Source organism: Qipengyuania pacifica (assembly GCF_019857205.1).
GTDB lineage: Bacteria > Pseudomonadota > Alphaproteobacteria > Sphingomonadales > Sphingomonadaceae > Qipengyuania > Qipengyuania pacifica.
The window spans coordinates 44,761-56,623 of the sequence record NZ_JAHWXO010000001.1 but is presented as its reverse complement, the minus strand read 5'-3'; the positions used below and the strand labels follow the sequence as shown (position 1 = coordinate 56,623).

Annotated in this window: 11 protein-coding genes; 4 read left to right on the top strand and 7 right to left on the bottom strand. The window is 63.8% G+C overall.

The features are described from left to right. The first annotated feature begins 22 nt into the window (after window positions 1-22). The 4 genes from hslO to KYK83_RS00320 all read left to right on the top strand — a co-directional run bounded on the left by hslO (window position 23) and on the right by KYK83_RS00320 (window position 3,777). Window positions 23-928, top strand: a complete 906-nt coding sequence (hslO, locus tag KYK83_RS00335; RefSeq protein WP_196847372.1) for an Hsp33 family molecular chaperone HslO — start codon at window positions 23-25, stop codon at window positions 926-928. A 92-nt stretch (window positions 929-1,020) separates the two neighbouring features. Then, window positions 1,021-1,422: a hypothetical protein gene (locus KYK83_RS00330; protein ID WP_196847373.1), complete on the top strand. Its 402-nt coding sequence runs from the start codon at window positions 1,021-1,023 to the stop codon at window positions 1,420-1,422. Between the two features lie 44 nt (window positions 1,423-1,466). Next, entirely contained in the window at window positions 1,467-2,183 is a 717-nt protein-coding gene (queC, locus tag KYK83_RS00325) for a 7-cyano-7-deazaguanine synthase QueC (RefSeq protein ID WP_222826809.1), read from the top strand. A gap of 4 nt (window positions 2,184-2,187) precedes the next feature. Then, window positions 2,188-3,777 carry an MFS transporter gene (locus tag KYK83_RS00320; protein ID WP_248284170.1) on the top strand — a complete coding sequence of 530 codons (1,590 nt, stop codon included), beginning with the start codon at window positions 2,188-2,190 and terminating at the stop codon, window positions 3,775-3,777. On the opposite strand, the gene KYK83_RS00315 is transcribed toward KYK83_RS00320, so the two are convergent. From KYK83_RS00315 to KYK83_RS00285, 7 genes are all read right to left on the bottom strand, one after another. After that, entirely contained in the window at window positions 3,774-4,301 is a 528-nt protein-coding gene (locus KYK83_RS00315) for a superoxide dismutase family protein (protein WP_222826808.1), read from the bottom strand. The two genes, KYK83_RS00320 and KYK83_RS00315, sit on opposite strands and share 4 nt — an antisense overlap. Before the next feature lie 95 nt (window positions 4,302-4,396). Then, window positions 4,397-5,473, bottom strand: a complete 1,077-nt coding sequence (locus KYK83_RS00310) for an OmpA family protein (RefSeq protein ID WP_103022766.1) — start codon at window positions 5,471-5,473, stop codon at window positions 4,397-4,399. Between the two features lie 192 nt (window positions 5,474-5,665). Then, window positions 5,666-6,124, bottom strand: a complete 459-nt coding sequence (locus tag KYK83_RS00305) for a DUF2793 domain-containing protein (protein WP_222826807.1) — start codon at window positions 6,122-6,124, stop codon at window positions 5,666-5,668. After that, entirely contained in the window at window positions 6,121-8,313 is a 2,193-nt protein-coding gene (locus tag KYK83_RS00300) for a phage tail protein (protein WP_222826806.1), read from the bottom strand. The genes KYK83_RS00305 and KYK83_RS00300 overlap by 4 nt, the downstream gene beginning before the upstream one ends. Then, window positions 8,301-8,732, bottom strand: coding sequence for an NlpC/P60 family protein (locus KYK83_RS00295; protein WP_222826805.1), 432 nt, complete (start codon window positions 8,730-8,732; stop codon window positions 8,301-8,303). Before KYK83_RS00295 ends, KYK83_RS00300 begins: the two co-directional genes overlap by 13 nt. Next, a complete protein-coding gene (locus tag KYK83_RS00290; protein WP_222826804.1) occupies window positions 8,729-9,544 on the bottom strand; it encodes a DUF2163 domain-containing protein in 816 nt (271 codons plus the stop codon). Before KYK83_RS00290 ends, KYK83_RS00295 begins: the two co-directional genes overlap by 4 nt. Then, complete coding sequence (locus KYK83_RS00285; protein WP_222826803.1) at window positions 9,541-11,856, bottom strand: DUF2460 domain-containing protein; 2,316 nt, start codon at window positions 11,854-11,856, stop codon at window positions 9,541-9,543. The genes KYK83_RS00290 and KYK83_RS00285 overlap by 4 nt, the downstream gene beginning before the upstream one ends. Window positions 11,857-11,863 lie beyond the last annotated feature (7 nt).

Here is an 11,863-nt window from a genome sequence, read left to right as displayed (position 1 = left end):
CAGCCCGCCCCATATGGCGGGCATGAACGCTACCTCCTCCAAAAACGAAGAAACCTACACTGGTCGTCTGCTGGCCTTCACGATCCCTGCGCGCCACGCGCGGGGCCGTCTGGTGCGGCTCGACGATGTGCTAGACGAGATCCTTGCCGCGCATGACTATCCGGCGCCCGTTACTCATCTTCTCGCCGAAGCGCTTGTGCTAGCCGTGCTGATCGGCGGGCTGGTGAAGGATGACGGGTCGCAAGTTACGATGCAGGCCCAGACCGAAGCGGGCGCCGTAAGCCTGCTGGTCTGCGATTACAAAGGCGGCGAACTGCGAGGCTATGTCGAGTTCGACGAGGGTAAACTTGCGGAACTCGGTGCCAACCCTTCGCTTTTCGCGCTATTCGGCAAAGGATATCTTGCCATAACCTTCGATCTCGTCGGGGGGCAGGGGCGATATCAGGGTATCGTTCCCCTCGAAGGCGATAGTCTTGCGGAAGCGTGCGAGCGCTATTTCTACCAATCAGAACAGGTGCCGACGCTGATCAGATGCGCCGTGCGCTCAGATGGCGCCGGGGTAAAGGCGGCAGGACTGCTCGTGCAGCATCTCCCCGAGGGCGAAGAAGGGCGCGAGCGGCTTCATGCCAAGCTGGATCATCCCGAATGGGAACATGTTGCAATTCTCGCTGGATCGCTACGGCACGAAGAACTGCTCGATCCCGAACTTTCGCTTGAAGCGATCGCCTGGCGGTTGTTCCACGAAGAAGATCAAGTTCTCGTTCAACCCGGGGCCGCCATCGGTCGTGGATGCAGGTGCTCGGTCGAACATTACAAGGATGTTCTGGAGCGCTTTCCCGAAGACCAGCGCGCCGAGATGCGCGATGAAAACGGGATCGTCCTCGTAGACTGTGCATTCTGTTCGAAACAGTTCGGCATCGAAATTTGATCGGCGTGTCGTTGCTATACAACGGTTCATCGCTATCTTGATGTACGAAAGATCAGAGACAACACGCGTCGTCTGACGAAAGGTGGAATGATATGGCTCGTACCCGGGCTGTCCTGATGGCTGCTTTACTGGTCCCGTTTGCGGGGCTGGCATCGCCTGCACTGGCGCAGGCATCGCTTGCCATGCTCGACACGCTGGATCGCGGCGGATGGGAAGTCCGTTTCCGCGACGATAACAGCATGCGCAAGGTCTGCATTCGCTCGGGGCGCGAATTCATCCGGCTTCGCCACAGCGGCGGCAATTGCAACCGCTTCGTGGTTGAAGACGCGGATCGTAATGTGACGGTACAGTATACGTGCCGCGGCAATGGCTATGGCCGCACTCATATCCGCAAGGAATCGCCCAGCTTGGTGCAGATCGATAGCCAGGGAATTGCCGACGGGAAGCCATTCCAGTTCACGGCCGAAGCACGCCAGACGGGTAGATGTAACTGAGCGGCCCACTTGCAGGTCTGCTGCTTCGCGCATAGCGGAGCCCTATGAGTGAAACAGACACATCCGGCCCCGCCGTGGTCCTGCTTTCCGGCGGGCTCGATTCCATGGTCACTGCTGCTATCGCGCGCGAACGCGGGATGGCGGTGCACGCGCTGACGATCGATTATGGTCAGCGGCATATCCGCGAACTGCAATCGGCGCGCTCGATTGCAGAAAAGCTCGGCGTGAAACGTCACGTCGAATTGCCGCTGGATCTGCGGCAGTTCGGCGGATCGGCCCTGACTGACGACATCGATGTACCCAAGGGCGGTATCGGCGAGGGGGAGGATATACCCATCACCTATGTGCCGGCGCGCAACCTCGTTTTCCTGGCACTGACGACGGCGTTCGCCGAAACGTCGAACTCTCGCGACATATTCATCGGCGTCAATGCGCTCGATTATTCGGGCTACCCGGATTGCCGGCCGGAATTCATTGCCAGCTTTGCAGAAACGGCACGGCTCGGCACGAAGCAGGGTGTTGCGGGACGGCCATTCACGATCCATGCGCCGCTTCAACATATGTCGAAAGCGGATATCGCACTGGAATGCGATCGGCTCGGTCTCGATCCTTCATGGAGCTGGTCGTGCTACGATCCGACGCCAGAGGGCGAGGCATGCGGCGCGTGCGATTCGTGCCGGCTGCGCCGAAAAGGCTTTGCCGAAGCGGGACTAGCCGATACCACCACCTATTCGAGGGATGCACCGGCTTTGACGGAGTGAGGATTTGACAGAACTAAAGGACGCCGCCCCGATCAAGGGAGAGGCGGCAGGCAGCGGCCCGGACAAGGTACCTGCCTATAGCTGGTATGCCTTGGGCGTCCTCGTTCTCATCTATGTTCTGAACTTCATCGACCGGCAGATCCTTTCGATCCTTGCCAACGATATCAAGGCCGATCTCGGGGTCGAGGACGATTATCTCGGCTTTCTGTATGGCACGGCGTTTGCGGTATTCTACGCCCTGTTCGGCATCCCGCTAGGCAAGCTGGCCGATAGCTGGAAACGCGTCCGCCTGATGAGTTTGGGTCTTGCGCTGTGGTCCACCATGACGGCGCTGTCCGGATTTGCGAAAAATGCGACTACACTCACCGTGGCGCGTATCGGTGTCGGGGTGGGCGAAGCCACAGCCAGCCCGTCGGCTTATTCGCTGATTTCCGACTGGTTTCCCGCTCGCCTGCGCGCGACTGCACTGGCGATATATTCCTCGGGCCTTTACATCGGCGGGGGCATTTCGCTTCTCATCGGCGGGCTGATCGTCGAAAACTGGAATGCAGCCTATCCGGGCGGCGGTCCGCTTGGCCTGGTCGGATGGCAGGCCGCGTTTCTCGCGGTCGGCATTCCCGGTCTGGTGCTGGCACTATGGGTTCTGACCTTGCGAGAGCCGGTCCGCGGCGCGATCGATGGCCTCCCGACTCCGGAAGATCCCGAACCCTTTCGCGGCTTCGTACGTGAACTTTTTCAGGTCATCCCGCCATTCACCGTATTCGGGGCGGCGGCACGCGGGACCGGTGCGCTGGTCGTCAATTTATGCGGCGCTGCCTTTTTTGCGGCGGTGGCTTGGGCACTGTGGCTTTGGACCGGCGTCTTCGAGCAGTGGCTGTTCCTCGGCGTGGGGTATTATGCTGTATTCAGCTGGACGATGGGGCTGCGCGCGCGCGACCTTCCCACCTATCGCCTGACCTGGGGTTCACCGGCATTTCTCTGCGTAATTCTGGGATACGGCACGGTCGCCTTCATGGCCTATGCGGCGTCCTATTGGGGCGCGCCTTATGCTGAACGGGCACTTGGGGCCGACAAGACGGAATTGGGCTGGTTTCTCGGGGCCCCTGGGGCCGTTGCCGGATTTCTCGGGGTCATCCTTGGCGGACGCATGGCGGACTATCTCCTGGAACGGCGCCCCGAAGGACGCGTTTGGGTGATCTTGTTCGGGCTCGTAATGCCCCTGCCTGCCATGTGGGTTGCATATACGACCTCGGACGTGGCTGTCTTCTACGTGGGCGCTTTTCTTGCCCAATTGCTCAGCGCTTCCGCGCTCGGCGCTGCGGCCGCCTCAAGCCAGGCTCTCGTGCTTCCGCGCATGCGCGGTCTTGCCACAGCGACGTTCTTCCTTGCGACGACGCTAATCGGCCTAGGCCTCGGCCCCTTCATGGCTGGCTATGTATCGGCCACCAATGAAGACGATCTTTCTCTAGGGGTGCTATCCACCTTTGTCGCCGCGCCATTCGGTTTCATCCTGCTGGTGGCTGCGCTGAAGCTTGTGCCTCAGGCTGCAGCCACCGTGGTCGAACGTGCACGTGACGCTGGCGAAGAGGTTTAGACCCTTTTCATAACGCCGCATGCTATCCGTGATCCGGCGTCGCCCGCTGGGTCGGTGCGGTAGTCATCGGGTCCTTCATGGACGACAACGGCAGTACCATCGGCATCGAAGATGTCAGCCAGAACATCAGTGGCGTTACCTTCAAGTTGCACTTCTGCGCGTCCGGTGCCGTTCGCTGCAATTGTAAGATTGGGCATATCGCCAAGATGCTGACCGCCGGGGGACATTGATCCGTGTGTGTTATTGCCGGGGTTGAGATGGCCGCCTGCACTCGTGAAATCGGGCGCGGTGCAGCTGCCCGTAGTGTGAAGGTGAAAGCCATGTTCACCGGGTGACATGCCCACGGCAGCGACGGCGACCGTCACGGTCTGGCCGCTGCTCAACAGTTGAACGGTTCCGGCAGGCGTGCCGTTGGCGAACAGCAGCGTCGTCTCTCCAACACGTTCAGTGGGAAGGTCGTCCATCGTCGTGCAACCGGCAAGGGCGATGGCTGTGATGGGCGGCAGCAGGAACAGTTTATTCATGGAAGTCCTCTCGGTTCGAACAGGGATCTTACCATGCAACGAAAAAGGGCCCGGATTGCTCCGGGCCCTTCTCGAATTTGGCTAATGCCAGTCGCTTACATGCCCGAACCCGGACCGTAAGTGATTTCGACGCGGCGGTTCTGCAGCTCGCGGACACCGTCAGCAGTCGGGACGCGCGGGTTGGCTTCACCGAACGCTTCGCTGGTGATGCGGCCATCAGGCACACCGCGCGAGGTCAGGTAACCACGGACCGAAGCGTTACGACGTTCTGCGAGACCCATGTTGTAGGTCGCCGAACCCGAACGGTCGGTGTAGCCGGCGAGCATGATTGCTGCCGTACCGCAGTCTGCGTAAGCCGACACGGCGTTGTCGAGGATGGTCGCTGCTTCCGGAGTGATGTCCGACTTGTCCCAGTTGAAGAAGACGATGTACGGACCCGTCTCGCAGACCGGCGCCGGCGGCGGCGGGGGCGGAGGCGGCGGGGGAGGCGGCGGCGGCGGCGGCGGCGGAGGCGGCGGCGGAGCTGCCGGTTCGCCGAAGTTGTAAGCCAGCGTTGCCATCAGCGAGTGCGAACGGAAACCGACGCGGGCGTCGCGGCCGTCGAATGCCACCAAGTCGTTGCCGAACTGGTTGTAGAAGCGATACTTCAGACCGATGTCGACGTTGTCGTTGATCGGTGCGCGCACGCCGGCGAGTGCCTGCCATGCGAAGCCCGTGTCGCTGTCGACGATGTCGATCGACGGGAATGCAGTCAGCACGCCAACCTTGACGCGGCCAACACCGGCACCACCGCCGACGAAGCCCTGCAGGCCGTCATCGGGACCGAAGTCTACCAGGCCGTTGATCATGAAGCTCAGAGCTTCAGCACCGCCACCAACCTGCGAGTTGTCGAGCGATACATTGTTATCAACGTAACCCTTTTCTTCAGCACGGCGGAAGCTGGCTTCGGCTTCCAGACGGAACGGGCCGAAGTCGTAACCGACGATGCCGCCGACGTCGTAACCGATCTTGGTGTCGAGCGTGCCGACTTCATTGGAACCCGAAAGGTTGTCGATATCTTCGACAATCATACCACCGGCGTTGAGTTCAACGTACCAAGTGTCATCTTTTGCCAGGGCTGGCGATGCAAAGGCCGTAGAGGCCATCGCCATTCCTATGACGAGTTTGCGCATTATAATTTCCCCTTTTTGCGAAATTGGAGCCACCGAGTGGAACATATCTATCTTTCAGGCCCCTAGGTGGCAAGTAAACAATAGGTGGGAACTGTGACAATATTGCCGCTTTCCCTTATTGTAAGAATGAGTTCCGGGAATTTGGACCCCTTCCGTATTGTGCCGAACGGCGACGCCCGGATCGGGTTCCCATCAGGCTCGTGGAAAGATCGATAGTGTTGCAAAGATGTCGATAATTGCCTCGATCGCAGCCCGTGCCTCGACATCGACAACTCCCCCTCCCGAGGGAGGCGACAGCCGCTCGACCCGGTTCCATCCGCCCGCATAAACCATCCGGCTACTTTCCGATCGATCGAACACCTGCATGCCTTCGATCGCAGTACAGAGCGTCCATTGGGTGCCATCCCAGCAGGCGAGGTCTCCCTCATGCCCCTGCCATGCGCCGCTGGCTGGTTGCGCCACGATCCAGCATTCGCCCGCGGTGGGATTCTGAGCCGGTGTTGTCGCCTCACCCTCCACGGCGGGATGCAGCAGCGCATCGATCCGCGCGAAGGTCTCGTTGACGGATAATTCTTTCTGCGCCTGGCCGGGAACCAGCATGGCAAGCGCATGGCGGGGAGTGGTCGCGTCGAAAGAAACGGGCGTGGTCATGGCATCTTCCTTTCAGCCAAAGTTGATAGAGAAATGAGATGCAGTGGAGGCGAAACTGCAAAGCTGCCCTTCTGCCGGACCCACAGGGCCGCGCCCTCGTATGATTCGCCGAGCGCGGCGATCTCGCCCGCTTCGAGGACCAGCTGCGGTCCGGCCGTCGTCCATATTCGGACGGGTCGATCCGGGTCGCCCAGCCCCACTTCATACAGTTCATCCTGTTCGACCAGCGGCTGTTCGACCCCGTCAGGCCAGCTCCAGCCGCCACGCGCCCGGCGCGTCCAGCGCAAGGCCAAATTGCCGAGCGCATCCTGCTCGCTGCGCGGATGCACTGGCAGCAGGGGGCGGCACGTCCGGCCGCTGTTCTCGAATTCGGCCAGAACGGGCGCGTCGTCTCCCGCTCCGATCGCCGCGATCCGGTCGCCATCGCCCAGATATGGATTCGCGGGAAGCGGAACCAGCCGATCGTCGAGAAGCGTGACCGGTGCACCCGGCTCATGCCCTGCCAGCGCCTCGATCTCGGTTCCGCCGCGGCCCCGTAGCAGCCCGCAGAGCTGCCAGATCCCGTTACCTTCGAGCTGGCACTGCGCGAACTGCACGATCTCCCCGCCGATCAGCAGGCGGTTCGATCCCCGCGCAATCGCATCGAGCCCGGCCGGTTCCAATGCCGCTTCGTAATCGTCCAGCCGCACCCTCACTCGCGCAGTCGCGTCGAACCGCAGACCGGGGCTGGGCGGCAGGGCTTCCGCCAATATCCCGCCCACGGCGCGCTGCGGGCCGCTGTGCCCGATCGGCACCAGCGTGTCGGCGCTCTCGCGATACAGCATCGCGCCGCCCCAGCGCCCCGCTGGCGCGCTCACCGCGGCAAAGCGTTGCGGCACGCTGCTCTGCCCCGTGCCGTCCCACGGCAGTTCGAAGGCGCGCAGCCGCGTTTCGACCGGCAAGCGATCGGGCGGCGACCAGGCCGCGCCGCCATCCGCTGGCTGGCTGGCCCCTACCGCGGGTGCGTAGCGGGCGAGGTCCAGCTCGATTCCCGTGTCGCGCCATTCCCAGGCGGTGATCTGCCACAGCCCAGGATGACCGGGTGCCCGCACGATGCTGCCGGGGCCCAGCGCCGGGTCGATCCGGTTCGTCCGCCACGCCAGCCTTTCGCCGCGCAGCCATTCCCGCCTTGCCGCTCCTGCCAGAAGAGATCGTGCGGCTTCAGGCTGAAAGACGCCGGGAAACTCCATAGTTCCGCCCCCATCCTCGCCTTCGGATCGCTGCAGTCCAGGCTGGTAATCGCGGGTCGGATCGTAATAGCGCAGCAAGCTGGCCCCTTGCGATGCGCCCTGCCGACGCGACAGCGCCGTACCGCTCGCGCGCCCGAACTCGCCGTCCGGTGCGGCCACGGCGGGCGGCAGCATCGGCACGTCCTCCGGCGCCATATCCCCTGCGACGATGACATACCCGTCGCGCATTGCGGCATGTATGGGTCGCAGGCCCTTCACCTGCGACAGTACCGCTACCAGCCCGCCGCCCTCGTGTACGAAGCCGCCAAGTTCGGGAAACCCGGTTCCCTCGCACTCCATGCTGGCCTGCCGCGCAATGTCTTCCACCACCGCCTGCGCCGTTCCGGCGAACACTTCGAAGCTGATCGCCGGTATGCGGTTGCCGAAATCTTCCAGCGCCAGATCCTCGAACACGGCGTAGGCGCAGCCGCGATAGGCAGGACATCGCGCACCGATGCTGGCGGCCATCAGCGGATCGGGCAACTGGTCGGCATGGCCGGTATGAATGCGCAGCACCCCTCCGGTCTTGAGGTCGCCTGCCGCACCGCGCAGCAGATTGCCATCCGCCCAGATACGGCCCACGCCGTCGATCGGCCGGCTCGACAGCGCCACGGCGAGCGATACGGAATAGGCGTAACGCGTCGTTGCAGGCCGGCCCTTGCCGCCCCCGCTGGATTCGCGCCTTTCGCTCAGGTCGCTCGCCCAGATAATCGTGCCGGGCACGCGGACCCTGCCGTATAGCGCGGGGATGGCGCTGCCATAGCTCGACGTGCTCACCGCCAGCTCCTTCAGCCGCGGGCCTTCGCGGCGTGGCGAACCGATGATGCCCGCATCGAGACTGCGGCCCAGCGTCGCACCGATGGCGCCGCCCAGCGGGCCGCCCACCAGCGTCCCGAAGGCGCCGAGAACTAGAGTTGCCATGTCTGCTCCTGATCGGGATCGATCCGCCACTGCGCGAGCAGAGGATCAAGGGTGACAAGCTGCTGGCAGACGACCCGCCGCAGCCCTGCATGGGCGTGGACGAAGCCGTCGGCCCCCAGCGCGATGAGAAGGTGGTGCTGCGCCGGGCCGGGCCGGGTCAGCAGGACATCGCCGCGCCGGATATTGCCGGTGCAGCTTTGCAGCCCGTTAATCCCGGCAAACTGCAGCCACCGCGCGATGCCGCTATTGCGCAACCGGTACCCCTCCGGCCAGCGCACCTGCAGTCCGCAATCGGCCAGCGCGGCCCCTACCACCCCGATACAATCGAGCCCGGTTTCCCGGTTGCGTCCGTGCAGGCGAAAAGGGGACCCGATCAGGTTTTGTGCCGCCTGGGCGAGCGCGTCGCCGCACAGGCTCATCGGGCGACCGGATATTGCGCCAGCATGTCGTTGCCCGGCAGGAACGGCTCACCCTGAAAGTTCACGGCATTGTCGAAGCGGGCGGCGCAGGTGGCCACGGTCCGGTCGCAGCCCTCGCGCAATTGTACCCGCAGGCCCGGCGACCAGTCGGGGTCGATCCGTCCCGCCAGCATCAGTACCGGCCCGTCCGTGTCGACGATCCGCGCTGAAAGCCCGTTGGCGGGGCCATCCATCCAGCGCAGGCTCCCGAAGCGATAGGCCGATGCATCGGCCAGATCGACGCGCAAGGTCTGCGTGTCCCGGTCGATCGCCGTCACGCGCACACGCTTTTCGAACGCTGCCGGGTTCAATCCGCAGCCCGGGCCGCAGAACCGTGCCCGGCAAGTCGGGCCGGTCACCGGGATCGGGTCATGCGCCAGTCGCGCCTTCGCCGATTCCAGTTCGGCGCGGAACCCCGCCCCCTCGCTGGTGACGCCCGCGATGGACCCTGAATAAAGCGATGCGCGTTCCAGCGTCTCCCAATCGACCACGCCACATTCGACTTCCGCTGCATCGAAGCGGCCACCGGCCAGATCGGCCGCCGTCACGCTCGCATGGCTTAATGCGCCTTCGATATCGCCGGGATCGCCTTCGAACCCCGATGTCACGCGAATGGCCGATGGCAGCATGCCCGGTCCGGCGCGGTGGACGATGCCGTCGAACCACAGATCGCGGTCGTGCGTGGTAAAGCCCAGCGTAACGCCGTCGCAGCGATAGATGCGCCACCAGCTTGCCGTCGTATCGAGCTCGCTTGCAAAGAACGCGCGTCTCATGCGGCCTCGCGTATCTCGATCAGCGCAACGGAAGGCGCCTCGCCTGCGGCAAAGGACACGCCGCTGACGTCCAGCCGGTCCTCGGCAAAGCGCACCGGCACATCGAACAGATAGCCAGCCGTGATCGGCGCGCCCGCTGCCGGCGCGCTGTCGAACACGATCCAGCCGCCTGTCTCGTATCGCCATGCCGCAGTCTCCACAGCGCCCACGGCAATGCGTATGCTGCCGGGTTGCGGGCGGGTGATCCGGCGCTGCTGCCCGCCGTAATTCTTCACCAGCCGGAACCGGCTGGCCATGCCGTCGCCCGTTCCTATGCGCTGATCGCTGGCCGTCGGCGTGCCGGTCATCGCGGCGGAACTGAAATCGAAAGGATCGCGCAGGCGAAAACCGCGGGCAGGGCCGTATCTCGCGCGAAAGAAGGCGATCAGCGTGCCCAGTTCCGCTTCGGACCTTATCCCCGGACCGACATCGTATCGCATCCGGGCATCGGACCACAGCGCATTGCGATATTCGTGCCCCGATGCGGTCACCGCGACAGAGGTCGAAAATTCAGGGCTCGCCGCCGCGTCCCGGCCCAGCGTAAGCGGATAGGCGACATCGTCGAACGGGATCATTGTGTCTTCTCCGGGTGGGGGCAGGCGGGTGTAACCGTCGCGCGAAATCTGCGGCATCGCCCAGACGAACCGCTGCGTCACGCCGCGCTCGCGCGCCTCGTCCAGCGCGGCGTCGATCCGTGGCCAGTAGGTTTCGGCATCCTCTGCCAGCAGCACGAAACCGGCCATGTAATCCTGCCGGGCGACCGGATAGCCGAGCCGCTGGGTAACAAAGGCGATGCCGCGCCGCCGTTCGGCATCGGCCCCGTCCGTCAGCCAGTCGTAATCTTCCAGCTGCAGCCGGTCGAAGGCGGGCCATGCCCAGCCCGTGGGCAGGTTCGCGCGGTAAAGTTCCGGCATGCTCGGGTTCAGCACGGTCGGCGTAAAGGCCAGCAGCAGGATTTCCGCCGCGCCGCCTGCCGCATCGCGCACGGATTGCGCCAGCGCGGCGGTCGACTGGGCCAGCAATGCGCCCGCTGCGTCCAGCACATTGCGCTGCGCTTCGTCGATGGGCGCACGCATATCCGCGATTATCGCAGGCGATCCGCCCAGCGCGGCCCGCGTCGCATTATCGTACAGGCAGGGCGCGCCGCTGTCAGGCTGGACCCACCACCACGGCTCGCCGATTTGGAACAGCACCGGAAGGCCCGCGGCCTGCGCAATCGCAACGAAGGCGTTTGCGACCTGCCGCAGATAGCTCATCGCGCCCTCATGCGCGGGCGACAACAGGGTCGATGGCGGTTCCCACCCGGTCAGCGCGGGCGATCCGTCATGCGCGCGCTGCTTCCAGTCGTTCCAGCAATGCGCGTCGAACAATTCGTAGGATAGCGACCAGATCACGTCGAAATCGCGGATCTTCGCTTGTTCGGCAAAGGATCGGTGCCAGGCCGCGCAGGGTTCGTTCAACACTCCGCCGGCAAGGCTCACGTAATGTCCGCCGCCCAGCGGCTCGAGCCGGAAAAAATGGCTCATCCCTACATAATGGACGATCCGTCCGCGGTAGCCGAGGCCTTCGGCGCTGCGTAGCAGTCGTGCGGGGGTCTGGTTGAAACTGTCGTCATAGGCGGTGGCGATCTGCTCGCCATGCGCGGGGATCAGCACGTCGCCGATGGCCAGCATGGCGCCTGCGCCTTCGCACCCTATGGCGGACATTTCGGCCCAGCCATCCACGCGTGTCGGCAACACTGCCTCGCTACCCTCGACATAGCCCTGCGGGGCCAGGCTGATGAACATGCGCTCGATATCATGCGGATGGATCGCCTCGCCGGGCAGGGAAAAACCCGATTCCAGTTCGGAAAACCGCAGCTCGATCTGCGCATCGGTCGGCGAACCGTTGGCATAGTTCCACAGGCGCACATACCAGGCCCGTTTCCTGCCTTCTGCATCGCGGCCCTCGATCGTCAGCGTCGGACCATGCGGCACGTCCAGCGCCAGCACCGCGCCGCTGCGCCAGCGAAAACGCAGCACGCAATGTGCGTAATCGGACCGCGTTTCATACGCCAGCAGCGGGTGGTCGAGCGTATCCTCGCTCTCCCAGATAAGTCCGGCCAGCTCGCCCTCGTGGTGGAAGCTGCACTCCACCCGCAGCGCGTCGGCCGCGGTGGTGACGACACTCGCCATCATCGGTCGCGGGAAATTGACCGTCCAGAACCGCGGATCGAACCGCTGGATATGATCGGAATGTTGCCCGCTGCGTTTGCGGGCAAGCCAGAAACTCATTGCGAAA